The sequence below is a fragment of the Bradyrhizobium sp. genome (genome assembly GCF_030654605.1).
Taxonomy (GTDB): domain Bacteria; phylum Pseudomonadota; class Alphaproteobacteria; order Rhizobiales; family Xanthobacteraceae; genus Bradyrhizobium.
Window position 1 is genome coordinate 14,728 of the sequence record NZ_JAURXB010000183.1, and the last position, 24,687, is coordinate 39,414.

Sequence of the window (24,687 nt, forward strand, 5' to 3'; positions counted from 1 at the left end):
GCTTCGCTGCGCTCGCAATGACGGGTGAAGCATCGGTTGCTTGCTGCCAAACCGCACGGATGATAGCAAGACGGACCCGCGAGGAAACGCAACAGCAACGAGAACAGCAAATGTCCGAGGCTTTACCCCGCGCCGGCTGGCAGCCGGCGACCTGTTATCCCGATCCCGCCATTCACGCGCTCGATCCGCGCTTCGAAAAATACTGGTGGAAACTCTCGGCGGTGGAACGGCTGACCACGGGGCTGCGCTGGGCCGAAGGCCCGGTGTGGTTCGGCGACGGGCGCTATCTGCTGTGCAGCGACATTCCCAACCAGCGCATCATCAAGTGGGAGGAGGAAACCGGCGCGGTCAGCGTGTTCCGCAAGCCGTCCGGTTTCGCCAACGGCAACACCCGCGACCGCCAAGGCCGTCTGGTCACCTGCGAGCATGGCGGCCGTCGCGTCATCCGAACCGAGCATGACGGCGCCATCACCGTGCTGATGGATTCCTTCGACGGCAAGCGGCTCAATTCGCCGAACGACGTCATCGTAAAATCCGACGGCTCGATCTGGTTCACCGATCCCGTGTTCGGCATCCTCGGCAATTACGAGGGCTACAAGGCCGAGTCCGAGATCGACATGAACGTCTACCGGATCGATGGCGCCACCGGCAAAGCCAGCATCGTCGCCGAGGGCATTCTGGGGCCGAACGGGCTGTGCTTCTCGCCGGACGAAAAAATTCTCTACATCATCGAATCCCGCGGCGTGCCGACCCGCAGGATTCTGGCCTATGACGTTTCAGCCAGCGGCGAAAAACTTTCCAACAAGCGCACCTTCGTCGACGCCGGCCCCGGTACCCCCGACGGCATGCGCGCCGACATCGACGGCAATCTGTGGTGCGGCTGGGGCATGGGCGATCCCGAACTCGACGGCGTCGTGGTGTTCGCGCCCGACGGCGTCATGATCGGCCGCATCGCGCTGCCCGAACGCTGCGCCAATCTGTGTTTCGGCGGACTGCAGCGCAACCGGCTGTTCATGGCCGCGAGCCAGTCGATCTACGCGCTGTATGTCAACACGCAGGGCGCGCCGGGGGGATAGCAACACCCCAGCTGTCGTCCCTGCGAACGCAGGGACCCATACGCCGTGGCACCTCGTTCGGGCAATTTGTCAGAGACCTTGCGCAACTACAGACGACCGGGGTTATGGGTCCCTGCGTTCGCAGGGACGACATCGAGTTTGTTGACGCGTCACACCCAAACGCAAAAACGCCGGGGCGGATGATCCGCCCCGGCGCTGCATTCTCTCTCGTGCAGAACTTACGCGGCGTTGTAACCCGCGACCGCCTTCACCTCGAGATATTCCTCCAGGCCGTACTTGCCCCACTCGCGGCCGTTGCCGGACTGCTTGTAGCCGCCGAACGGCGCGGTGCGGTCGTTGGGCTGGCCCTGCAGGTTGACGTTGCCGGCGCGGATCCGGCGACCGACCTTGCGGGCATGCTCGACGGTATCGGCGAAGACATAACCGGCCAGGCCATACGGCGTGTCGTTGGCGATCTTGACGGCGTCTTCCTCGTCCTTGGCGCCGAGGATGGTGAGCACGGGTCCGAAGATTTCCTCCCGCGCGATCGTCATGTCGTTGGTGACGTCGGCGAAGATGGTCGGGCGCACGTAGAAGCCCTTGTTGACGCCTTCCGGCAGGCCGGGGCCGCCGGCGACCAGAGTGGCACCTTCGTCGATGCCCTTCTGGATCAGGGTCTGGATCTTGTCCCACTGGATGCGGGATACGACCGGGCCGATGGTGGTGCCTTCGGCGCGGGGATCGCCCGCCTTGGTCTTGTCGGCCACGCTCTTCGCGATCGCGGCGACTTCCTTCATCTTCGACAGCGGCACGATCATGCGGGACGGCGCGTTGCAGGACTGTCCGGAATTGTTGAACATGTGCATGACGCCGCCGGTGACGGCCTTGGCGAGGTCGGCGCCTTCCAGGATGACGTTCGGCGACTTGCCGCCGAGTTCCTGGCTGACGCGCTTGACCGTGGGGGCGGCACGCTTGGCGACATCGACACCGGCGCGGGTCGAGCCGGTGAACGAGATCATGTCGATGTCGGGATGCTCGCTCATGGCGGCGCCGACCTCGGGCCCGAGGCCGTTGATCAGGTTGAACACGCCCTTCGGCACGCCGGCTTCATGGAGGATTTCCGCGAAGATCAGCGCCGAGGTCGGGGTGAATTCCGACGGCTTCAGGATCATGGTGCAGCCGGCGGCGAGCGCGGGCGCCACCTTGCAGGCGATCTGGTTGAGCGGCCAGTTCCACGGCGTGATCATGCCGATGACGCCGACGGGCTCGCGCACCACCATGGCGGAGCCGACCGGTTCCTCGAAATGATAGTTCTTCAGCACTTCCAGGGTGGAGGCAATATGGCCGAGGCCGGCGCCGGCCTGCAGCCTTTCCGCCATCGGCAGCGGCGCGCCCATCTCGTCGGACACGGCGGCGCCGATGTCCTTCATGCGGGTCTTGTAGACCTCCATGACCTTGGTCAGCAGCGCGACGCGCTCCTCGCGACTGGTCTGCGAATAGGTCTCGAAGGCGCGCCTGGCGGCGGCAACCGCCTTGTCGACGTCGGCCTTGGATCCCAGCGCAACCTCATACATCGCCTCTTCGGTCGCCGGATTGACGACCGGGGTGGACTTCTTGACGGCGGGATCGACCCAGGCGCCATCGATGTAGAATTGCATGCGGTTGACCATCGGAAACCTCTTTATTTCGAAGTAAATGGAGGAGGAACGGAGCGTTCGGCAGGCATCCTTGCACGAAAGCCGGGGGAATTGAACCGCCATATGCGGGACGCCGCGATGCGGCAGGCGCGGAATATAGGGTGAGGTTCGTGATGGAAGCAAGACGCTCCGTCGCCCCGGCGAACGCCGGGGCCCATACGCCGTGTCCTCACGTTTTTGCGCAAACGATAGACGCCTTCTAAACCATTACCGCCGCGGAGTATGGGTCCCTGCTTTCGCAGGGACGACAGGCTATACCGCCATTTTGCGGTGCCGCACCGGGGCGCCCGCCGTGAGGCTTTCGGCGGCATCGATGATGGCGTTGGCGTCCATGCCGTGGTGGCGGTAGAGGTCGGGAATCGAGCCGGTCTGGCCGAAATGCTCGACGCCGAGCGCCTCGACGCGGTGGCCGCGGACGCTGCCGAGCCAGCCCAGCGTGGCCGGGTGGCCATCGATCACGGTGACGATGCCGCAATCGCGCGGCAGCGGCGCCAGCAGTTTTTCGACGTGGCTGAGGTGTTGCACCCCACGGCGGTCGCGGCGCAATTTTCGCGCCGAGGTCCAGCCCGCATGCAGCCGGTCGGCCGAGGTCACCGCGAGCAGGCCGACGTCGCGGCGGCTCTCGCCGATCAGGCCGATCGCCTCGATCGCCTCCGGCGCCACCGCGCCGGTGTAGGCGACCACCGCCTCGCAGTTCTCGCCGGGTTTTCGCAACCAATAGGCGCCATCGGTGATGCTGCGTTGCAGCTCCGGCGTCATGATCCGTTGCGGCTGGTCGATGGTGCGGGTCGACAGCCGCAAATAGACCGAACCGCCCTCGCCCGTTTCCTCGCGCTGCATGTGCTGGAATCCCCAGCCCATCATCACGGAGAGTTCATCGACGAAGGCCGGCTCGAACGAGGCGAGGCCATCCTGCGCCATGCCGATCAGCGGCGTTGCGATCGACTGGTGCGCGCCGCCTTCCGGCGACAACGTCATGCCCGATGGCGTCGCCGCCACCATGAAGCGGGCGTCCTGGTAGCAGGCATAATTCAGGGCATCGAGGCCGCGCTGGATGAAGGGATCGTACAAAGTGGCAACCGGCAGCAGCCGCTCGCCGTTGATGGCATGCGACAGCCCCAGCGCGGACATCAGGATGAACAGGTTCATCTCGGCGATGCCGAGCTCGATGTGCTGTCCCTTGGGCGAAAAGTCCCAGTTGAAGGTCGACGGGATCTTCTCGCTGCGGAACAGGTCGGCCTTCTCGGCGCGCGCGAACAGCCCGCGGCGGTTGACCCAGGCGCCGAGATTGGTCGAGACCGTGACGTCGGGCGACGCGGTGACGATGCGCGCCGCCAGCGCGCTGTCGCCGCGTGCGAGTTCGTTGAGCACCAGCCCAAATCCCTGCTGCGTGGACATCTGCGGCGATGGCTTGAAGGACAGTCGCTCGGGGACGTCGATGACGGGTGCGGTCAGCCGGCGGCGGCCGTCGCGGTTGAACGGCGCATCGGCCAGAAAGGCTTCCAGCACCGCCGGATCCTGCGCGAGACCCTCGAATTTCTCCCACTCATGGCCGGCGCGGATGTTCTGCGCGACGCGCCACTTTTCCATCTGGGTCACCGTCATCAGCCCGGCATGGTTGTCCTTGTGGCCCTGGAACGGCAGGCCGATACCCTTGATGGTGTAGGCGATGAAGCAGACCGGGCGGTCGTGATCAACAGACTCGAACGCCTCGATCATGCTGGCCATGTCATGGCCGCCGAGATTGGACATCAGCGCCAGCAACTCGTCGTCGCTGCGCCGCCCGATCAGCTGCGACACCGCGCCCTGGTCGCCGATCTCGTCGTCGAGATGTTTTCGAAATGCCGCGCCGCCCTGGAAACACAGCGCCGCATACATCGCGTTCGGGCAGGCATCGATCCAGCCTCTCAGCGCCGCGCCGCCGGGCTCGGCGAACGCCGCCTGCATCAGACGCCCGTATTTCACGATCACCACGTCCCACCCGAAATTGCGGAACATGGATTCGAACTTTTCCCACAGCCCCTCGCGCACCACCGCGTCGAGGCTCTGCCTGTTGTAATCGACCACCCACCAGGTGTTGCGCAGGCCGTGCTTCCAGCCTTCCAGCAGCGCCTCGAAGATATTGCCCTCGTCCATCTCGGCGTCGCCGACCAGCGCGATCATCCGCCCCTCCGGGCGGTCCTTCATCCAGCCATGTGCCTTGACGTAATCCTGCACCAGCGAAGAGAACAGCGTCTGCGCCACGCCGAGGCCGACCGAGCCGGTGGAGAAATCGACGTCGTCGGTGTCCTTGGTGCGCGACGGATAGGATTGCGCGCCCCTGAAGCCGCGAAAGTTTTCCAGCTTCTCGCGGGTCTGGTGCCCGAACAGATACTGGATGGCATGGAACACGGGACTGGCATGCGGCTTCACCGCAACGCGGTCCTCCGGCTTCAGCACCGAGAAATACAGCGCCGACATGATGGTGGCGAGCGAGGCCGACGAGGCCTGGTGGCCGCCGACCTTGAGCCCGTCGGCATTGGGCCTGATGTGGTTGGCGTGGTGGATGGTCCACGACGACAGCCACAGCACCTTGCGGGCCAGCGCGGACAGGGTTTCGAGGCGTGCGGGATCGATCGGCATGGCAATACTCCCGGCAGGGCGAAATATCCGGAAAGATTAACGCTTTGGCCGCCCTCAAAAATCTCAAATTTCCGCGACATACCTGCCAATATTGGGATAAAATCCCAATCCAGAGCCCAGTGAACCGAGTCTATCCCAATGCACGCCCTCGATGCCATCGACCGCAAGATCCTCACCCAACTGCAATCCGACGGCCGCACCACCATGCAGGAACTGGCCAACAAGGTCGGCCTGTCGGTGTCGCCATGCCATCGCCGTGTCAAGCTGCTGGAACAGCGCGGCGTCATCACGCGCTATATCGCCACCGTCGACCAGAAATCCCTGGGGCTCCACGTCAGCGTCTTCATCTCGATCAAACTGGCGCGGCAGAAGGAGGAAGACCTCAACCGCTTTGCCAAGGCGATCTCGAAATGGGACGAGGTGCTGGAATGCTATCTGATGACCGGCAATCGCGACTATCTGCTGCGCGTGGTCGCCGCCGACCTGTCATCCTACGAAGCGTTCCTGAAAAACAAGTTGACCCGCCTCGACGGCATCGCCTCGATCGAGTCGAGTTTTGCGCTAAGCCAGGTTAAATATTCCATCGCACTGCCGGTTTGAGCCACGCTCCATCATCCGTCGTCCCGGCGAACGCCGGGACCCATAATCCCGGTCATCTGTTGTTGAAGGAAGCCGTCGACCATCATGCCATGCAACTTCCGCCCCGGCGTATGGGTCCCGGATCAGCACTCGCTTGCGCTCGCTTGTCCGGGACGACGTGGAGGAACCGGAGTGAGATGAGTCCCCGTTCCAACTGTTGGATGTTTGCAACACTCCGCGCGTGAATTTCCAGCGTCACAATCGCGCCGCACGAAAAACCAATTCGAAAATGCAACTGCCCGTTTCGACGCAAATCAGGGGACACTGAATGCGGCAAGCACGACTTTCGATAAACGGCGATGGGCAGCCGGATGGATACACTTTCTTCTTTCAGATCGCGACCGATGGCGAACGGCGCGCCTGTTGCGTCAAGGTAGACGCGCCTGACATACATGAGGCGTCGGCGCTGTTTCGGGAGAAATGGCCCATCATCGAGTCGATGGCGCGCGACGGCATCAAGACGGGCACCGTCGAAGACGGTGTCATTACGCTCGTGATGCCTTGACGGGTGCTTGCCAGCGCGGACCGTAGGGTGGGCAAGGGCGCCCTTGCGCCGTGCCCACCATCACCTGCACGATGCGAGATGGTGGGCACGCTTACGCTGTGCCCACCCTGCGAAGCAGCCTTACAGAATCTTCCGCTTCGCCAGGTTTCGCATCAATTCGCCGATGCCGAAGGTCCAGGGTTCGCACTCATCGCTGGTGCGCATGCGGTTGACCAGTTTGCCGAGTTGGGGCGCGGATATCGTGACGATATCGTCGCGCTTGTGCGTAAACCCCTCGCCCGGCGCATCGCGGTCTTTCACCGGCGCGAACATGGTGCCGAGGAACAGCGCAAAACCATCGGGATATTGATGCACCGGCCCGATGGTCTGGGCGACCAGGTCGGTGGGGTCGCGGCTGATCTTGCTGATCGACGAATGACCATCGAGCACGAAACCGTCCTGCCCCTTCACCGTCAATCCGACGTCCATCTTGCGCACATCGTCCAGCGAAAAGCCGGTGTCGAACAGCCGCAGCAGCGGGCCGACGGCGCAGGAGGCGTTGTTGTCCTTGGCCTTCGACAACAGCAGCGCCGAGCGTCCCTCGAAGTCCCGCAGATTGACATCGTTGCCGAGCATCGCGCCGACAATCGCGCCGCGGCTCGACACCGCCAGCACCACCTCCGGCTCCGGATTGTTCCAGGTCGATTTCGGATGCAGGCCGGCGTCCATGCCTGTTCCGACCGAGGACAGCGTCGGCGCCTTGGTGAAGACTTCCGCGTCGGGTCCGATGCCGACCTCCAGATACTGGCTCCAGGCGTTTTGATCGATCAGCACCGCCTTCAGCTTCATCGCTTCCGGCGACCCCGGCTTGAGCTTTGTGAGATCGTCGCCGACCAGCCGCACCACTTCCTTGCGGATCGCTTCCGCCGAGGCCGGGTTGCCGCGCGCCCGCTCCTCGATCACGCGCTCGAGCATCGAGATCGCGAAGGTGACACCCGCCGCTTTCAGCACCTGCAGGTCGAGCGGCGCCAGCAGCCAGGGTTTTGTCCGGTCGCGGCGATCGGGCGGCGTGTTGGCAACGATGCTGTCGAGATCGCCGATCCGCATCCCCGCGGTTCCACGCAGCGCGGCCGCCGGGTTGGCTTCCTCGCACAGTGCGCTCACGGTGGAGAACCGCGCGCTGACGTCGAACACGCCGTCATGGCGAACCGCGACCACGGCCGGGCCTGCCAGGTCAGGCACCCAGACCCGCCCCACCAACGTGCCGCTGGCGCCGTCTTCCGGCAGGACGTCCTTTGAGGTCAGCGCGATCATGTTCCGTCTCCCCTTGCCACTCAATTTTTATCACTCTATCGCCACGGCCTCAAAATAGACAGTTGGCGAATGCTTGCGCGACGCCACGGCGGCCGCCTCCTCTGGTGCGCCAACTAGCCGTATGGAATCTCCGCCAGCCGCCACACGCCAAGGCTCTTGTCGCGCCAGCCGCCGCCGGCCTCCTGGCAATTCTCGTTGAGCAATTCAACGGGCGGCCCCCAATTGAACGGCGCGCGCTCAAAATTCAGCGCGCGCCAGTCGCCGTCCTCGCAGTCGGCGTTGCCCTGCCATTCCGGGAACGTGGTCGCGATCAGCCACATCGCGCCGGACGCCTGAAAATTTGCCACCGCGCGCCCGATATTGGCAAACGACAGATGCACCAGGCAGTCCCGGCACAGGATGGCGTCGCACCGCGGCAGAGGTTCCGACGTGATATCGGCGAGATGATACTCGCCGGTGACTTCGCCTGACGCGGCGCGGTCCCGCAGCCGCGCGATCAGTTCAGGCACGATGTCGACCCCGACATAGCGCACGCCGAGATCGGCCTGGTTGATCCAGCCGGCATCGCCGCAGGGCGCATCGAGCAGCGAGGTCACGCCGAGCCTTTGAAAAAGCCCTGATAATTCCGCGCGCAGCACCGCGGTGGCGTCCAGTTCCGAACCGAGCCCGGATGTTGAGGCCACAGCACCCCACAGATTGGTGTCGTGAATGCGCCGGAAGCGCTGCGCCAGATCGAGACCCGCGAAAGATTCCCGGTCATCGACAAAGCGCTGATGCGCGAGCACGGGCGGACGATCGGAATCATCAGGGGTCATGGCGCATCATAGCGCACTGCCCTCACCCTGGGGAGCGTCCACTTGGACGCGTCTCGAAGGGTGAGAGATACGGGCTCTCATGGTTCGAGACGCGCGAAGACGCGCTCCTCACCATGAGGAAGCTGCGGCCTACCGCCACGGCTCGACGATGATCTTGGTGTGGCGCCCCGGATTGGCGAGATCGGCGAACGCCTGGGCAACCCCGTCGATCCCGACAGTCGCGGTGACCAGCGCGGCGGCGTCGACTTGCCCCTCCGCGATCAGGCGCAGCGAATGGGCGAATTCGTCGGGCGTGTAGCCCAGCACATATTGAACGTTCAGTTCCTTCATGATGCCGAGCATCGGTTCGGAGCGGTCGGATTCCATGCAGACGCCGACCACGACGATGCGGGCGTCGCGCGGCGCGCCCTCGAACACCTGCTGGATCAGGCCGGGAATGCCGACGCATTCGAAGATCAGCGCGGGCTTCAGCGCCGGCAACAGGGCCTGCAATGGCGGTCGCGCCGCCTTCTGTTCCGGCGACATCGCGGCATGCTCGGCCCAGGTCGCATAAGGCTGCGTGCGCGCGGGATCGACCACGATGTCGGCGCCCATCTTCTCCGCCAGCGCGCGGCGCGCCGGCGAATAATCCGCGGCGACGATCGGGTGCAACTCCTTCAGCTTCAGCGCCGCGATCACCGCCAGCCCGACCGGGCCGCAGCCGATCACCAGCGGCACCTCGTCGCCCCTCACATTGGCCTTGGCGACGGCGTGAACGCCGACCGCGAGCGGCTCGGTCAAGGCGGCGTGCTCCGCCGCGAGGCCATTCGGCACCTCCAGCAGCAGCGCCTCGCTGAGCAGCATGCGCTCGGCATAGCCGCCGGGATTGTCGTTGGAATAGCCGATGCCCTGCGGGCCTTCCGCCGTCAGCAGCGCCGGCAGCGAGCAGACGCGGGTGCCGGCTTTCAGCCTGCGCTCCGTACCCGGCCCGTAATCGAGGATCTCGCAGCAGAATTCATGGCCGAACACGATGTCGCGCGAAAGGTCCATCGGCTTGCGCCCGGGGAAATGCTTCGCCAGCTCGACCATGCGATGCGCATGCTTGCGCGCGTGCAGGTCGGAACCGCAGATGCCGCAGGCCAGCGTCCTGACCAGCACCTGCCCCGAAGCCGGCTTCGGCTCGGGCAGCGCATCGACCACGATCTCGCCGTTCCTGAAGATGGCTGCGCGCATCGGCGTTTCCTTCGCGTTCTTGTTATTGCCGTGTTCAGCCCCGGGCCTTCACCACGTATAGCGCGCAACGCCCTTGCCAGCATAGGACCGCGTGACGTGGGAGAATTCGCCCTCGAAGGTAGCGGCGGCGGACCAGCCGTTCAGCCACTTCATCTCCGCGGACGCCGTCGTCAGCGCGGCATCGCGGGCCTGCGCCGCGCCGTTGACGACGAAGGCAGCGCCCGGCAGCGTCTGGAACACCGGGGTGATGCTGCGGTCGGTGTTGAAATTATGCGCCCAGGCGGCACGGCCCCGCAGCGTCAGGATCGCGGTCTGCATCGCGAACGATTTGTCGGTGCGGATGCCGAGTTCGGAGCGCGACGCGGTAACGTCTTTGGCCGCGTAGTTCAGCGCGAAGGTGTTGGCGCCCGACACCACCTGCTCGGCATAGGCCGGCAGGCTATAAGTCGTAAGTTGCCCGGCAGCATAGGGCGTAATGCCCATCCACGGCGTGACGAAACGGTAGCCGCCCTCGACCCGGCCGGACCATGCGTTGGCGGTGAACTGCGCGCGCAGCCGATCGATCCCGGCCACGGTAACGGTGCGATCCGTCGTCACGTCCTGCCAGGCATAGGCGGCAGCAGCCGTCACATAGGCCTTGCCCATGGTGTGGCGCACGAAGGCGCCGGCCTGGAACAGGTCCGAACGTCCGGAGCCGAAGCCGTTGACGTTAAAATTCGTGCCGCCGCCGGCCAACGCAAAACCTGCCAATGTCGCCGGCGAAATCCGGTAGTCCGCGCCGGCGGCAAAGCCGAACGCGCGTGCCGTGGCGTTGTTCGATCCCAGCGCCGTGTTGCCGTCGGTGGAACTGCTGCCGCCATAGGCGCTGCCCCACACGCTCCAGCGCGGATCGAACAGGTCGTTGCGCGCGACCTCGGCCTTGGTCGGGAGCTTGGCGAAGGCGTCGCGCGCGGCATTCGACTTCTTCCCGGCATAGGCGGTCGCGGCTTCAGCGGCGAACGGGGTCGCGCCCGGGCCGCCACTCGATCCGCCGCGTCCGCCGATGAACGGATCGGTCAGCAATCCCAGAAACAGGTTCATCGCATCGAAGGTAGCCTGCTGCGTGCCGGTGGCGGTCTCGCCGGAAACCTGGCTGAGGTTGAACGGCACATTGCCGCTGAAGATGCCGCCCAAATTACCGGAATTGCCAATCGTGTTGAAGGCGGCGTCGAGCGCGTTGCCCACATTGCGCTGGTTGACGTTCAATCCCGTTACCCGTCCGAGTGCGGACACCAGCGTCAGGTTCACATCGGTTGCGGTATAGCTGAGCACGCCGTTGATGCCGGTGGGCACGATCAGCGAATTGAACTGCGTTGGGCCGAAGCCGCTATCAAAGCCGCCCTGCGCCGTCAGGATCGTGTACGGCGAACTGAAGCGGTAGGTGTTATCGAGAGACCTGACCCGCACCGCCCCTGCGAGACTGGCAATTCCCGGGGCGAAATTCGGAACGACCACTGTGAGATCGTTGCCGGTCGATGTCACCTTCACGTCATAGAACGTGCAATTGCAGAACAGCAGCAGGTCGTTCACGGTCAGGGTGCCGAGCGCGGTCGGCAGGCCGGGCGCCAGCACCGCCCCGCTGGCAAGAGTGGTGAACGGAACCGTGCCGGTGCCGCCCAGCGTCGCGCCGTTCTCGACGGCTACACTCGCCGAGGGCGCGATCGAACCGGTCACCAGCAAGGTGCCTGCATTTACGAAAGTCAAACCGGTATAGGTGTTGGTACCCGACAGGGTGAGCGTGCCGGTGCCGACCTTCTCCAGCGAGCCAGGTCCCGGCGAACAGCCGCAATCATCGGCAATCACGCCGCTGACCTCGGTCGACAGATTATTGCCGCCGACCACCAAAGTGTTGCCGGCGCCGATGTAGTAGATTCCCGAGCCCGCGATCGAGCCGGCGTTGATCCGGCCGTCGCCATTGGGACCGAGGCTGCCGGCGAAGTCGACAACGCCGGTGCCGACCGTGATGAACTGCGCGGTGCCGCCATCGGCGTTGTCGTGAAAGAACGTGGCGCCGCCATGGTTGGTGGTAATGGTCGCTTTGCCGGCGGTACTGGAATCGAAGAAGTTGGTGCCGCCGCCGTCATGATTGGTGATACTGGCGGAAGAGGCGGTCGCGAAGGCGTTGAATTCGGTACTGCCGCCCATTTCGTTGGAAATGGTCGCCGTACCGGCGCTCGGAGCATCGGTGCCAACCGGGGTTCCGAATATGGTCTGGCCGCCAGGCCGGTTGGTGATGCTGGCGTTGCCCGCGGTGCTTGAATCACCAAAGAAGGTCCCGCTGCCGGACTGGTTGATGATGGTGGCGTTGCCGGCCGTGGTCATCGCCAGGAACGCCGTCGAACCGCCGTTGCTATTGGTAATGACGGCGTTGCCGGCCGTCGCGGTATCGATCCCGGCGGCGACACCGAAGGCGGTTGCGCCGCCGTTGTCATTGGTGATGGCGATGCTGCTGGCAGAGCTGGCGTTGAAAAAGGTCGTCGTGGCAAAACCGAAAGTGCCGTCATTGATAATCGAGGTGATGCCGGCGGTATTGGCATTGACGATGTTCAAGGCGCCTTCGTTGGTAACGGCGCCGACGATGCTGCCCTGGGTGGCGAGCGTCCCAAGCTGCAGCGTCACACAGCTGCAGATCGTGGTCCCGCCGCTATAGGTATTGGTGTTGGTGAGGATCAGGGTGCCGCCGCCGAAAGTGTCCAGCACCGTCAGCGCACCCGTACCGCCGACCACCCCGGAGAACGTCAGTGCGACGCCGTTGGTGTCGACCGCGCTGCCGAAAGCAGGCGCATTGAGCGTGAAATTGTTGCTGAACGCCAGATTGCTCAATCCATCGGCCAGAAACTTGCCGCCGTTTAGGGTCACCGCACCCGAGCCGACCGAACTGTTGTTGGTCACCTGCAGTATGCCGGCGCCGATGATGGTGCCCCCCGAATAGGTGTTGGCGCCCGACAGCGTCAGCACGCTGCTATCGAGTTGCTGCACCTGAACGCCCGCGACCGTTTCCCCGATGTTGTTCGAGATCGAAATCGCCTGACCGGCATTGGCGTTGTTGATGATGCCGCCACCGGTTCCCGCGATTCCGAAATTTATCGCAGCGCCATCGATGACATAGTTTTGCGAGTTTGCGTTGAAGGTCCATGAGCCCGGCGCAATCGGACCGGTCGTTACCGTGATGGCGTTCGATCCCGTCGCATCGAAGATCGCCGATTGGCCGGCGGCAACCGGCGGCGCGCCCACGGGCGGATTTCCCCAGTTGGTCCCGAGATTGTAATCCGTCGTATTGGTGGTGCTGCCGACATCGCCCCAGGTGAACGCTTGCGCCTGCGCGGCGGAAATCGATCCCAGGCCCGCGGCGACCAGCACCGCTCCGCATGACAGCATAGCCACGCCTCGGCGCAGCCGGCCCCGCACCCGCAATGGCAATAGAAAACCCAACGCCAACCCCACAGCCCTGTCGTCCAGCGCTCTGCGGCGCTGTCCGGGGCTACGCTAGCACAGGGCTCCCCGTAATTTTACGGCTCGCCGCGGAATCCCATGATTCAACGCGAAAACGGGCGTTTTCGGGCTCCACTGTTGCCTGCACGCAACGGCCGTGGCTCGACGCTTCTCATCCTGCGCACGGATCGGCGCTTTGGGGGCTGGCCCGGGGATCAAGCGTTGGGCGAGGACTCGCCCTCGACTGCCAGCAGTTGCGAGCGCCTGACACGCTCGCGGTGCGCGGTGTAGAGGCCGCTGCCGACGATGAAGACGGCGCCTGTGATGGTCCATGCATCCGGCACTTCGCCGAACACCAGGAAGCCGAGCAGGCTGACCCACAGCAACTGGGTGTAGGAAAACGGCGCCAGCACGGAGGCGTCGGCATAACGAAAGGCCAACACCACGATCCACTGCCCGGCGGTAGATGCCAGGCCGATGAAAACGCCGAAGGCGATGTCATGCCAGGTCGGGGTGACCCAGACGAACGGGACCAGCACCGAGAGAATGCACAGCCCCGCGATCGACGAATAAGTCATGGTGGTGAGAACGTGTTCCCGCCCGCTCATCATGCGCGTCAGGATCAGGGTGCAGGCCCAGGCCAGCGCCGACACCAGCGGAAAGAACGCGGCGGCATGAAACGCCGACGTGCCCGGCCGCAGGATAATCAGCACGCCCATCAGCCCGACCGCGGTCGCCAGCCAGCGCCGGACGCCTACCTTCTCGGAAAGAAACACGATCGACAGCGCGGTGACGAACAGCGGCGCCACGAAGCCGGTGGCGGAGGCCTCGGCGATCGGCAGATAGCGCAGGCCGGAGATGAAGAACAGCGATGATCCCAGCAGCGCCGCGCCGCGCATCAGCTGCAGGCCGAGGCGTTCGGTGCGCAAGGCGAACAGCGGCGATCCGGGGAACATCGCCGGCGACATGATCAACGCGAAGGTCAGGAACCTGATCCAGGCGATCTCGACCGATGGCAGCGTCGCCGACAGATATTTCGCGGTCACGTCCGAGGCGCCGAGAAACACGGTCGAGGCGAGGATCAGCGCGATACCCTTGAACGGATGATCGGCGCGCGCGGGCGCCTTGCGCGCGGAGGGCTTCTTCTCGGGCAACGGCAGGGGAACGCTGTCCAGCCTGACGGCTGCGGCGGGGGGCGGTGTCACGGGCAATCTCGGAGGCAATAATTTTCGATTCGGGCGAGCCTCCAAGAACCCCAATCGGGGGAAATCGACAAGACACGAAACCGGGACGCCGATATGCGCGATTGCGCACGGCGTGCCGCCGCGCCGCCCACAATTTCGCCTTATCCTGAGGAGCCGCGCGCGCTTCGCGCGGCGTCTCGAAGGATGGCATCAGGTCATGTGCCAGATGGTTCGAGACGCGCGCCGGACAGCGCAACGGCGCTGCCCGACGCGCTCCTCACCATGAGGGAGCGCGGGGTGGTTCGAGGGACTCCGCTACAGCATCGGCAGACCGCGCGGTTTCGGACCGCGCGGAAACGCCGTGTCTAGCGCGGCGATTTCGTCGTCTCGGAGCACGAGTACGCCGGCGGCTGCGTTGTCAGCGGCATGCTCCGGCGTTCCGGCTTTTGGAATTGCAAACACCGATGACCGGCGCGTCAGAAAGGCCAGCGCGACCTGGCGCGGTGAAGCGCCATGCGCTGCTGCCGTGGTCTGCAGCAGCTGGCCCGCCGGACTGCGCGCGGACGGAAAATCATTATGACCGAACGGTGAATAGGCCACCACCGCGACGCCGTGTTGCTCGCACCACGGGATCACCGCGTGCTCGATGGCGCGCTCCTGCAGATGATAGAGCACCTGATTGCAGGCGATCTTGCCTTTGCCGGCAACCGCGAGCAATTCGTTGAGATCGTCGGTGTCGAAATTGCTGACGCCCCAGCTGCGGATTTTTCCCGAGGCCACCAGTTCATCGAACGCCGCGACCGTTTCCTGTAGCGGATGGGATCCGCGCCAGTGCAGCAAATAGCAGTCGAGCCGGTCGGTCTTCAATCGTGCCAGCGAACGCTCGCAGGCGGCGATGGTGCCGCGCCGCGACGCGTTGCTCGGCAGCACCTTCGAGACCAGGAACACCGCGTCGCGCCGCCCCGCGATCGCTTCGGCGACCACGGGTTCGGCATCGCCGTACATCTCGGCGGTGTCGATGTGACTCATGCCGAGATCGAGGCCACGACGCAACGCCGCGACCGCGCTCTTGCGATCGCCGCGGTCGATATACCAGGTGCCCTGCCCGATCACGGACACGTCGGGACCATTGCCGAATTTTCTGGTTTGCAAGATCGCCTCGTTCGCCGGAGAAGCCGCGTTGGCCCGACCTTAGACGAACGTGATTCAAAAGTCCTTCTGGAACCATCGCAGCCGTCGTCACCCGCGAAAGCGGGTGATCCAGTATTCCGGAGACGTCACCGATTTGACCGAGGTGGCACGGCGTACTGGATCGCCCGGTCGAAGCCGGGCGATGACAGGTGTGATTATGGCTAGTTAGCCACCGCCAATTGAGGTTGCTTCGAATCTGCCGCGCCAGCCTGCGCGATCAGCCGCTTCATCTCCGGAATGCACGAGCCGCAATTGGTGCCGGCCTTCAGCTTCACGCCGATCTCGGCGGCACTGCCCGCTCCCGCCGCAATAGCGTCGCAGATCGTGGTACGGCCGACGCCGAAGCAGGCGCAGACGATCGGCCCGGCGCTGGCCATCCCGTCGATCGACTTGCCCGACAGCAGCATGCGGCGCTGGTCGTCGCTGAGCACGCCGGCGGCGAACAGCTGCTTGATCACGTCCCAGTCGCCGGCGTCGTGCGCCGGTCCAATGAACAGACATGCTTCGATCCGATCGGCGGCAAACGCCGCGGCGCGGTAAACGCCGCCACCGAAATCCTTGTACTCGGCGAGATCGTCCGAAGTCGCCGAGCGCAGCCAGGATTGCCAACCTCCGAGGTCCGCATTGTCGGCCAGCAGATAGCCATGGCCGCCGGGAACCGCGACGTGGGCCCACCACGCATGGTCGGGCAAGACCAGCGGCGTGCGCGACAACGCAAAACCCCGGAACACATATTCATAAGGCGTGATCGAGGCCGGCGTCGCCTTGTTCTCGGGCTGGCCGGAAAACCCGTCGGTGAACGGCGCCACCAGCGCGCCGACCCGCGAACCTGTGGCGGTGGCCTCGCTCCAGTGGATCGGCGCGAACAGCATGCCGCGCTGCTGCCGCTCGCTGACGACGACCTTGAGCGTGCATTGCCCGTAATCGGTGGTGACGCGCGCAAAACTGTCATGGGCCACGCCGAATCTCAGCGCGTCGTCGGGATGCACCTCGACGAACGGCTCGGGCAAATGCTGGCCCAGCCGCGGGCTCTGGCCGCTGCGGGTCATGGTGTGCCATTGATCGCGGATGCGGCCGGTGTTCAGCCGCAGCGGCCGCGCGGCCGTCGTCACGCTGCGCAACGCCGGGATTTCAGGCGCTATGAAGCGCGCCTTGAAATCATCGGTAAAGAAGCCGCCATCGGCAAAGAGCCGCCGTTGCGGCTGGCTGCTATCGATCCGCGTCGGCCACTGCACCGGCGCCAGCGCGTCGAACGCCTCGTCCGACAGCGACTTCAGCGCGCCGATATCGAAATCGCGGCCGCCGGTGTTCTCGAAAGCCGATAAAGCCGCGTGTTCGCGAAACACGTCGGCGGCCGAGTTGAAATCGAACGCCGCGCCGAAGCCGAGCCGCCTGGCCACTTCGGCGACGATCCACCAGTCCGGCTTGGCTTCGCCGGGCGGATCGAGAAATGCACGCTGCCGCGAGATCCGGCGCTCCGAATTGGTCACCGTGCCGGATTTCTCGCCCCAGGCCTGCGCCGGCAGCAGCACATGCGCGCCCGCGTTCACCGTGTCGTTGGAGCGCACATTCTCCGAGACCACGAACAGCTCGAGTTTTTTCAGCGCGGCCCGGGCGGCGTCGGCGTCCGGCAGCGACACCGCGGGATTGGTGCCCATCACCCACAGCGCCTTGATCTCGCCACGCGCGATCGCCTCGAACATCTGGACCGCCTTCAGTCCTTCATGCGTGGCGATGCGCGGCGCTTTCCAGAACCGGCGCACGCGGTCGATGTCGGGCGGCGTGAAGCCCATATGGGCGGCGAGCTGGTTGGCGAGCCCGCCGACCTCCCGGCCGCCCATCGCATTGGGTTGCCCGGTCAGCGAGAATGGCGACGCGCCGGGTTTGCCGATCCGGCCGGTGGCGAGATGGCAGTTGATGATGGCATTGACCTTGTCGGTGCCCTGCGCCGACTGGTTGACGCCCTGCGAATACAGCGTCACCACGCGCGGCATGGTGGCGAACAGCCGGAAAAAGTCCGCGACGTCGCGTTCGGAAAGGCCGGTCGCCAGTGCGGTCGCGCCGACACTGCCGGCGATCGTTCGCGCCCGCGCCAGCGCCTCTTCGAAACCCTGGGTGTGCCGCTCGATATAACCGGAATCCAGCGCGCCGTTGTCGGCCAGATGCGCCAGCAGCCCGGAGAACAACGCGGTATCGGTGCCGGGCTTCAGGCACAGAAACAGGTCGGCATCCCCTGCGGTGTCGGTACGGCGCGGATCGATCACGACGATGCGCGCGCCGCGCTTCTGCTTGTTGGCGACCATGCGCTGGTACAGCACCGGATGGCACCACGCCGCGTTGGAGCCGACCAGCACCAGCAGGTCGGCCTGGTCGAGATCGTCATAGCAGCCGGGCACGGTGTCGGTGCCGAAGGCGCGGCGGTGGCCGGCCACCGAGGACGCCATGCACAGCCGCGAATTGGTGTCGACATTGGCGCTGCCGATGAACCCCTTCATCAGCTTGTTGGCGACGTAATAGTCTTCGGTGAGAAGCTGTCCGGACAGATAGAATGCGACCGCATCCGGACCGTCGCGCTTGACGATGTGCGCGAAGCGATGCGCGACATGGTCGAGCGCGTCGCTCCAGGCCACCCGCTCCATGGTGCCTTTGCTGCAGCGGATCATCGGATGGAGCAGCCGATCCTCAATCCCGAGGGTTTCGCCGAGCGCCGAGCCTTTCGAGCACAGCCGGCCGAAATTGGCCGGATGCTCGGGATCGCCCGAGATCGCCGCACCGCCGCTGCCGTCAGGCGTCGCCACGACGCCGCAGCCGACGCCGCAATAGGCACAGGTAGTACGGGTGGCGCGAAAGACGGGATCGACAGCAGTCATATGAGCAACCGGCTCACGCCGCCTCCGAGGCCAGTGCGAGCGAGCGGCCGAACATCATCTGGCTGCGAATGCCCACGACGGGTTTGCGATCCCTGATCAATTCGAGATACCAGAGCGCGTCGGCGACATCGCCGACCAGCACCGCGCCGGTGAGCCGGCCACCCGAGATCACCAGCTTCTTGTAGGTGCCGTGTCGGATATCGTTGAGCACGATGGCCTCGCTGCCATCGGCGCCCATGAAATCGCCGGCCGAAAACACGCTGACGCCGGAGACCTTCAAATTGGTCGCGACCACGCTGCCATGATAGGCGACTGGCCTGCCCGCCAGATGCCGCGCCAGCACGCGCGCCTGCTCGTAGGCCGGTTCGACCAGGCCATAACAAATGCCGCGATGCTCGGCGCATTCGCCGAGCGCGAAGATATCGGGCACGCCGGTCTGCATGACATCGTCGACCACGATGCCGCGGTTGACGTCAATGCCGGCTTCCTTCGCCAGCGCGATGTTGGGGCGGATGCCGGCCGCGAAGATCACCGCGTCGGCCTCGATCCGGCGGCCGTCGGTCAGTTCGACGCCCTCGACGCAGGTTTCGCCGTGAAAGCGCGCGGTGTTGGCATTGAGCAGAATCTTGATGCCCTTGAGCTCGACCAGCGACTTCAGGAGCTCGGCCGCCGGCGCATCGAGCTGGCGCTCCATCAGCCGGTCCATCAGATGAACCAGGGTGACGGAGGCGCCGGCCTTGGCGAGGCCGTAGGCCGCTTCCAGCCCGAGCAATCCGCCGCCGATCACGACGACGCGCTTCTTCTGCGCCGCCAGCGTCAGCAACAGATCGACGTCGCGGCTGTCGCGAAAGGTATGCACGCCGGCGAGGTCGGCGCCGGGCACGTTCAGCCGCAACGGCGTCGAGCCTGTCGCGAGCACCAGCTTCGAGAACGCCATGTTCTCGTCACCCGCGATCTTGAGTTCGCGGCGGCCGACGTCGATCTCGGTGGCGACGCAGCCGTATTTCAAGGTAACGCCGCGGTCGCGCCACCATGACGCAGGCCGCAGCTCGATGTCATGCGAGGCGGTCTCACCGGCCAGCACCGACGACAGCAGCACGCGGTTATAGGCCAGCCGCGGCTCTTCGCCGATCACCGCGATGGCGTAGCGGCCAAGGGCTGCTTTCGACAGCTCGTCGACCAGACGCGCCGCCGCCATTCCATTGCCGACGATAACCAGCGGTTCGCTCACATCGATCCTTACTCCGCGGCTTCCGCGCGGCCGTATGCTTCCGAAATCATGTAACCGGACAGCGTCCCGTAGGCCGTGGTCCATGCGTCGGCGACGTCTGATGTCCAGGCCTCGCCAAGTCCCTTTTCCAGCGTCCACAGCAGGGCGCCGCCGACAACGGGGTAGTGCTCCGGCCGGGCGCCGTAATCGACGTGGCGCTTCGCCAGCGCACTGGCGGCCGGCAGGATCGAATCGAGATTGCCGAGGCCGTTCACCACCGCGGCCAGCATCATCATCAGCTTCTTGCGCTGCTGCGTCATGTCGTCCGGAAACATCGCCTTCACCGACGGCGCGACCTCGAACAGGCGATCGTAGAAGATCACCGCCGCGGCTTCCGAGATCGGCACCACCTTTGCAAAACTCTCCTGAACCAGTTTCACCTGCGTCGAATTCATTTCAGCTCTCCTAATGCGTTAAAGCAGAACCTGTTGGTCGCGCTCTGGGAACATTAGTTCACGTCAAAGTTCGAAAGAGACGTAAGGGCTTACGCCGCCTCGACAAAACGATGCCGCTCATAGAGGAATTCGAGCACGCGCTGGCGGCATTTCAGGTAGCCGGCGTTGGTGGCGAGTTCGAGCCGCTTGCGCGGGCGCGCCAGGGGCACGTCGAGCACTTCGCCGATTCGCGCGCTCGGCCCGTTGGTCATCATCACGATACGGTCCGACAGCAGCACCGCCTCGTCGACGTCGTGGGTGATCATCAGGATGGTGTTGCCGAGCTTCTGATGCAGCGCCATCACCGAATCCTGCAGATGGGCGCGGGTCAGCGCGTCGAGCGCGCCGAACGGCTCGTCCAGCAGCAGAACTTTCGGCTCCATCGCCAGCGCGCGGGCAATGCCGACGCGCTGCTTCATGCCGCCGGATATTTCCGAGGGCCGCTTGTCCTTGGCATGCGCCATCTGCACCAGATTGAGATTGTGCATGGTCCAGGCATCACGCTCGCTGCGGCTCTTGCTCGACGCGAACACCTTGTCGACGCCGAGCCGGACGTTTTCGTAGACCGTGAGCCAGGGCAGCAGGCTGTGGTTCTGGAACACCACGGCACGATCCGGACCCGGCGAGTTGACCTCGCGGTTTTCCAGCAGCACGCCGCCCATCGTGGCGGTGGTGAGGCCGGCGACGATGTTGAGCAGCGTGGACTTGCCGCAGCCGGAGTGCCCGATGATCGAGACATACTCGCCCTTGTCGATCGTCAGGTTGATGTCCTTCAGCACCTCGGTCGAAGCACTGCCGCGGGTGAAAACCTTGTCGATATGGTCGAGCTTCAGATAGGGATGCATGGACATGTTCCTTCAGTTCAGCGCGGTGCCGCGGGTGACGAACTGCGCCATGCCCGCGATGATGCGATCGAGCACGAAGCCGATGATGCCGACGTAGAACAGCGCCAGGATGATTTCGCTGATGTGCGACGAGTTCCAGGCGTCCCAGATGAAGAAGCCGATGCCGACGCCGCCGATCAGCATTTCCGCCGCCACGATGGCCAGCCAGGACAGGCCGATGCCGATGCGCAAGCCGGTGAAGATGTAGGGCGCCGCCGCCGGAATCATGATCTTCCAGAAGAATTCCAGCGGGTTGAGCTGAACGACCGCCGCGACGTTGCGGTAGTCCTGCGGAATGTTGCGGATGCCGACCGCGGTGTTGATGATGATCGGCCAGATCGAGGTGATGAAGATCACGAAGATCGCCGAGGGCTGGCCGTCGCGGAACGCGGCCAGCGACAGCGGCAGCCAGGCCAGCGGCGGAATGGTGCGCAGCACCTGGAAGATCGGATCGAGCCCGCGCATCGCCCAGACCGACTGGCCGACCAGGGTGCCGAGCCCGATGCCGGCGACCGCCGCCAGCGAATAGCCGAGAAAGACCCGCTGCAGGCTGGCGGACAGGTGCCAGAACAGACCCTTGTCGATGCCGCCGCGGTCGAAGAACGGATCGAAAATCAGTTCCCTGGTTTCCTTGAACACGCGCGAGGGCGGCGGCAGGGCCGAGCCGGCGCGCTGGCAGATCAGCTCCCAGAACAGCATGCCGAGCGCCAGCACGATCAGCGGCGGCACCACGCGCACCGCGGTCTCCTTCGCCATCTTGGCGTATTTCTCGGCGCGTGGAGCTCGCTTCGGTGTCAACGCGACGACCGGCGCCGGGGCGGTCGCAACCACCACCGCTTCCACCGCCGTATCGGGTTCGGTCTTCAGGGCATGCATATTCATCGGGAGTATGTCTCCGTGGTTCGATGGAGCGGGCCGCACGCGAACGCGCGGCCCGGCCTGGATCAGACGTCGGCACGCTTGATGGAAAGCGACTTCAGGTAAGCCGTCGGATTTTCCGGATCGAACACCTTGCCGTCGAAGAAGGTCTCCTTGCCGCGCGACTTGGAGGCCGGGATGTCGGAAGCGGCGACGCCGAGCGTCTTGGCGGCGTCGCGCCAGAGGTCTTCGCGATTGACCTTGGCGATAAGCGCCTTGGAATCGAAGCCGGGCTCGTACTTGCCCCAGCGAATGTCCTCGGTCATGAACCAGAGATCGTGGCTCTGGAACGGATAGGAGGCATGGTCGCGCCAATACTTCATGATGTGCGGGCTGTTTTCGACCACTTTGCCGGGGATACCGTAATCGAACTTGCCTGCCGTGCGGTCGTAAACGTCCTCGACCGGACAATTCATCCATTGCCGCTTGCCCATGATGGTCGCGAGTTCCTGCTTGTTCTCGGCCTTGTCGGACCATTGCTGGGCCTCCATGACCGCCATGAGGATGGCTTTTGCCGCGTTCGGATATTTGTCGACCCAGGCGGCGCGCATGCCGAGCGATTTCTCCGGATGCTTGTTCCAGATTTCGCCGGTGTTGACCGCGGTGTAGCCGATGCCCTGGTGGATCAGCTGCAGGTTCCAGGGTTCGCCGACGCAGAAGCAATCCATGGTGCCGACCTTCATGTTGGCGACCATCTGCGGCGGCGGCACGACGATGGTTTCGATGTCCTTGTCGGGATCGATACCGCCGGCGGCGAGCCAGTAGCGCAGCCATAGATCGTGGGTGCCGCCGGGAAACGTCATCGCCGCCTTGATCGATTTGCCGGAGGCCTTCTTCTTTTCGAGCGCCGCCTTGAACGGCGCGGTATCGACGCCGAGCTTGAGGTCGGCATATTCCTTGGCGACGGAAATGCACTGGCTGTCGAGATTGAGCCTGGCCAGAATGTACATCGGGGTCGGCTGATTGTTCTGCGTCACCTTGCCGGACGAGATCAGGTACGGCATCGGCGTCAGGATATGCGCGCCATCGATGCCGTTGCCTTCCGAGCCGAGCACGAGGTTGTCGCGCGTGGTGCCCCATGAGGCCTGCTTCTGCACGTCGACGTCGGGCATACCGTGTTTGGCGAAGAAGCCCTTGTCCTTGGCCACGAACAGCGGACCGGCATCGCTGAGCGCGATGAAGCCGAGTTTTGCCCCTTTCACTTCCGGACCCGCGCCCTGCGCAAAGGCGCCCGCGGGGAAATTCAGTCTTGCCGCGGCAAGCACTGCGGCCGTCCCCGCCGTCGCTTTGAGGATATGGCGGCGGCTGAGGCCACGGGCGGAAGTCTGGTCGGTAGGCTTCGTCATGGGCGCTGGCGTCCTTTGCGTCGGTTTGGCCGTCCGTCCGGTGTCACCGCAGCGCATGGAGGCGCGCTCCGGGGAGGCCCCGGTCTGGCGGTTTCACAATTCGGATGATTGGTCTCGAGGGACGGCATCAATGGCGTCGGCACAAACTATTCAAGCTTCGTGCCAAGCGGTCCCGTTAGAAAAAGCGTAAATCTTTTAATACCTTAGTACATTTGCACAAATCGTGTGCATGCCCAATATTGCATCGAAAATTTGCGCAAAGGTCAAATCTTGTGCGCCGCACAACAAATTAGCAGACGCCGAATCAGTGGTTTTCAGGCGTCCTCGGCCACCGCCAGCATCGGCTTCGGCGCCGTTCCCTTGCCCGGCTTCATGCGGAAATCATAGGTCATCAGATGCCATGGCGTGGGCGCCGGCTTGCCGTCCGGCATCAAGGGATCGCTGCGCTTTTCGATTTTGGCGACCAGTTCGTCCTTCACCCCGAACACCACGTCGGAATCGAGATATTTGTCGCCCTCGATGAAGACGTGGGTGACCAGCGGCTCGTAGCCCGGTGCAGCGACCAGGAAATGCACATGCGCCGGCCGCATCTCGTGGCGGCGGACCTGCCGGATCATCTCGCCGACCGGGCCATCGGTGGGAATGGGATAGCTGCACGGCAGGATGGTGCGAAAGAAAAACCGGCCATCGGCATCGGTGATGAACCGCGCCCGCGATGACGGGCCCGTCACCTCGTAATCCGGCTTCTGCGAATCGTAATGGCCGTCATCGTCGGCGTGCCAGATGTCGACCGGGACGCCGGCCAGCGGCTTGCCCTTGAGGTCGGTGACGCGGCTCTGCACGAACATCCGTTCGCCCGTCAGATTGTGGGGGGAAACATCTGACCCGTGCGGCAGCACCTTGTGTTCTCCGACATAGAACGGTCCCAGCACCGTGGTCTCGGTCGCGCCCTCGCGCTCGCGATGGTTGACGGCATCGACCAGCATCGAGACCCCGAGCACGTCGGACAGCAGGATGAACTCCTGCCGGCTGGTGGTGCATTTCTGGCCGGTGCGGGTCAGGAAATCGATCGCGTAGCCCCATTCGTCGAAGGTCAGGTCGGTCTTGCGCACGTAGTCGTGCAGCGACTTGACCAGTTCTTGCATCAGGAATTTGACCCGCGGATCCGGCGTCTTCTCAAAACTTTCGATGACGGCGGCGGTCAGTTCAGTGTCGTTGAATTGGGGCATTTGGGCTGTCCTGCGGGGGGTACGCGGTTGTGGGGGAAAGCCTACACCAGCC

Annotated in this window: 18 protein-coding genes; 3 read left to right on the top strand and 15 right to left on the bottom strand. The window is 64.4% G+C overall.

Annotated features, from left to right (window positions below; all coding sequences use genetic code 11):
* Positions 1 to 110 precede the first annotated feature (110 nt).
* On the top strand, positions 111 to 1,076 hold the full coding sequence (locus Q7U29_RS16675; RefSeq protein ID WP_304743314.1) for an SMP-30/gluconolactonase/LRE family protein: 966 nt from the start codon (positions 111 to 113) through the stop codon (positions 1,074 to 1,076).
* A 218-nt stretch (positions 1,077 to 1,294) separates the two neighbouring features.
* Here Q7U29_RS16675 and Q7U29_RS16680 read toward each other — a convergent pair whose 3' ends face one another.
* The gene (locus tag Q7U29_RS16680; RefSeq protein WP_304743316.1) at positions 1,295 to 2,725 is read right to left on the bottom strand and encodes an aldehyde dehydrogenase family protein; all 1,431 of its coding nucleotides are present in this window, start codon (positions 2,723 to 2,725) and stop codon (positions 1,295 to 1,297) included.
* Positions 2,726 to 3,004: 279 nt separating this feature from the next.
* Positions 3,005 to 5,374 carry a transketolase gene (locus Q7U29_RS16685; RefSeq protein WP_304743318.1) on the bottom strand — a complete coding sequence of 790 codons (2,370 nt, stop codon included), beginning with the start codon at positions 5,372 to 5,374 and terminating at the stop codon, positions 3,005 to 3,007.
* A 138-nt stretch (positions 5,375 to 5,512) separates the two neighbouring features.
* Here Q7U29_RS16685 and Q7U29_RS16690 point away from each other — a divergent pair, with 138 nt between their 5' ends.
* The gene (locus tag Q7U29_RS16690; RefSeq protein WP_304743320.1) at positions 5,513 to 5,974 is read left to right on the top strand and encodes an Lrp/AsnC family transcriptional regulator; all 462 of its coding nucleotides are present in this window, start codon (positions 5,513 to 5,515) and stop codon (positions 5,972 to 5,974) included.
* Positions 5,975 to 6,281: 307 nt separating this feature from the next.
* Positions 6,282 to 6,518: a hypothetical protein gene (locus Q7U29_RS16695; protein ID WP_304743322.1), complete on the top strand. Its 237-nt coding sequence runs from the start codon at positions 6,282 to 6,284 to the stop codon at positions 6,516 to 6,518.
* Between the two features lie 120 nt (positions 6,519 to 6,638).
* Here the strand turns inward: Q7U29_RS16695 and Q7U29_RS16700 are convergent, their stop codons facing one another.
* The 13 genes from Q7U29_RS16700 to Q7U29_RS16760 all read right to left on the bottom strand — a co-directional run bounded on the left by Q7U29_RS16700 (position 6,639) and on the right by Q7U29_RS16760 (position 24,635).
* A complete protein-coding gene (locus tag Q7U29_RS16700) occupies positions 6,639 to 7,811 on the bottom strand; it encodes a fumarylacetoacetate hydrolase family protein (RefSeq protein WP_304743324.1) in 1,173 nt (390 codons plus the stop codon).
* Positions 7,812 to 7,924: 113 nt separating this feature from the next.
* Positions 7,925 to 8,626 (bottom strand): class I SAM-dependent methyltransferase, encoded by a 702-nt coding sequence (locus tag Q7U29_RS16705; RefSeq protein ID WP_304743326.1) that lies wholly within the window; start codon positions 8,624 to 8,626, stop codon positions 7,925 to 7,927.
* Between the two features lie 129 nt (positions 8,627 to 8,755).
* Positions 8,756 to 9,838 (bottom strand): zinc-binding dehydrogenase, encoded by a 1,083-nt coding sequence (locus Q7U29_RS16710; protein WP_304743328.1) that lies wholly within the window; start codon positions 9,836 to 9,838, stop codon positions 8,756 to 8,758.
* A 48-nt stretch (positions 9,839 to 9,886) separates the two neighbouring features.
* Positions 9,887 to 13,255 carry an autotransporter domain-containing protein gene (locus Q7U29_RS16715; RefSeq protein WP_304743330.1) on the bottom strand — a complete coding sequence of 1,123 codons (3,369 nt, stop codon included), beginning with the start codon at positions 13,253 to 13,255 and terminating at the stop codon, positions 9,887 to 9,889.
* Between the two features lie 269 nt (positions 13,256 to 13,524).
* Positions 13,525 to 14,514 (bottom strand): DMT family transporter, encoded by a 990-nt coding sequence (locus Q7U29_RS16720; protein ID WP_304743333.1) that lies wholly within the window; start codon positions 14,512 to 14,514, stop codon positions 13,525 to 13,527.
* A gap of 294 nt (positions 14,515 to 14,808) precedes the next feature.
* A complete protein-coding gene (locus Q7U29_RS16725) occupies positions 14,809 to 15,645 on the bottom strand; it encodes an aldo/keto reductase (protein WP_304743334.1) in 837 nt (278 codons plus the stop codon).
* Between the two features lie 200 nt (positions 15,646 to 15,845).
* Entirely contained in the window at positions 15,846 to 18,554 is a 2,709-nt protein-coding gene (locus Q7U29_RS16730; RefSeq protein ID WP_304743336.1) for a nitrate reductase, read from the bottom strand.
* Positions 18,555 to 18,567: 13 nt separating this feature from the next.
* A complete protein-coding gene (locus tag Q7U29_RS16735; protein ID WP_304743337.1) occupies positions 18,568 to 19,785 on the bottom strand; it encodes an NAD(P)/FAD-dependent oxidoreductase in 1,218 nt (405 codons plus the stop codon).
* A gap of 8 nt (positions 19,786 to 19,793) precedes the next feature.
* Positions 19,794 to 20,219, bottom strand: coding sequence for a globin family protein (locus tag Q7U29_RS16740; RefSeq protein ID WP_304743339.1), 426 nt, complete (start codon positions 20,217 to 20,219; stop codon positions 19,794 to 19,796).
* 89 nt (positions 20,220 to 20,308) lie between these two features.
* Complete coding sequence (locus Q7U29_RS16745) at positions 20,309 to 21,103, bottom strand: ABC transporter ATP-binding protein (protein WP_304743340.1); 795 nt, start codon at positions 21,101 to 21,103, stop codon at positions 20,309 to 20,311.
* A gap of 12 nt (positions 21,104 to 21,115) precedes the next feature.
* Positions 21,116 to 22,024: a nitrate ABC transporter permease gene (gene ntrB, locus Q7U29_RS16750; protein WP_304743342.1), complete on the bottom strand. Its 909-nt coding sequence runs from the start codon at positions 22,022 to 22,024 to the stop codon at positions 21,116 to 21,118.
* A gap of 62 nt (positions 22,025 to 22,086) precedes the next feature.
* Complete coding sequence (locus tag Q7U29_RS16755) at positions 22,087 to 23,406, bottom strand: CmpA/NrtA family ABC transporter substrate-binding protein (RefSeq protein WP_304743343.1); 1,320 nt, start codon at positions 23,404 to 23,406, stop codon at positions 22,087 to 22,089.
* A gap of 314 nt (positions 23,407 to 23,720) precedes the next feature.
* A complete protein-coding gene (locus Q7U29_RS16760; RefSeq protein WP_304743345.1) occupies positions 23,721 to 24,635 on the bottom strand; it encodes a dioxygenase in 915 nt (304 codons plus the stop codon).
* Positions 24,636 to 24,687: the final 52 nt, after the last annotated feature.

Excerpts from the sequence above, each read along its gene's own strand:
- Q7U29_RS16710 (WP_304743328.1), bottom strand. The coding sequence starts at position 9,838 with ATGCGCGCAGCCATCTTCAGGAACGGCGAGATCGTGGTCGATGCGCTG.
- Q7U29_RS16675 (WP_304743314.1), top strand. The coding sequence starts at position 111 with ATGTCCGAGGCTTTACCCCGCGCCGGCTGGCAGCCGGCGACCTGTTAT.
- Q7U29_RS16695 (WP_304743322.1), top strand. The coding sequence starts at position 6,282 with ATGCGGCAAGCACGACTTTCGATAAACGGCGATGGGCAGCCGGATGGA.
- Q7U29_RS16705 (WP_304743326.1), bottom strand. The coding sequence starts at position 8,626 with ATGACCCCTGATGATTCCGATCGTCCGCCCGTGCTCGCGCATCAGCGC.
- Q7U29_RS16685 (WP_304743318.1), bottom strand. The coding sequence starts at position 5,374 with ATGCCGATCGATCCCGCACGCCTCGAAACCCTGTCCGCGCTGGCCCGC.
- Q7U29_RS16690 (WP_304743320.1), top strand. The coding sequence starts at position 5,513 with ATGCACGCCCTCGATGCCATCGACCGCAAGATCCTCACCCAACTGCAA.
- ntrB (WP_304743342.1), bottom strand. The coding sequence starts at position 22,024 with ATGAATATGCATGCCCTGAAGACCGAACCCGATACGGCGGTGGAAGCG.
- Q7U29_RS16760 (WP_304743345.1), bottom strand. The coding sequence starts at position 24,635 with ATGCCCCAATTCAACGACACTGAACTGACCGCCGCCGTCATCGAAAGT.
- Q7U29_RS16730 (WP_304743336.1), bottom strand. The coding sequence starts at position 18,554 with ATGACTGCTGTCGATCCCGTCTTTCGCGCCACCCGTACTACCTGTGCC.
- Q7U29_RS16715 (WP_304743330.1), bottom strand. The coding sequence starts at position 13,255 with ATGCTGTCATGCGGAGCGGTGCTGGTCGCCGCGGGCCTGGGATCGATT.
- Q7U29_RS16745 (WP_304743340.1), bottom strand. The coding sequence starts at position 21,103 with ATGCATCCCTATCTGAAGCTCGACCATATCGACAAGGTTTTCACCCGC.
- Q7U29_RS16680 (WP_304743316.1), bottom strand. The coding sequence starts at position 2,725 with ATGGTCAACCGCATGCAATTCTACATCGATGGCGCCTGGGTCGATCCC.
- Q7U29_RS16755 (WP_304743343.1), bottom strand. The coding sequence starts at position 23,406 with ATGACGAAGCCTACCGACCAGACTTCCGCCCGTGGCCTCAGCCGCCGC.
- Q7U29_RS16740 (WP_304743339.1), bottom strand. The coding sequence starts at position 20,219 with ATGAATTCGACGCAGGTGAAACTGGTTCAGGAGAGTTTTGCAAAGGTG.
- Q7U29_RS16700 (WP_304743324.1), bottom strand. The coding sequence starts at position 7,811 with ATGATCGCGCTGACCTCAAAGGACGTCCTGCCGGAAGACGGCGCCAGC.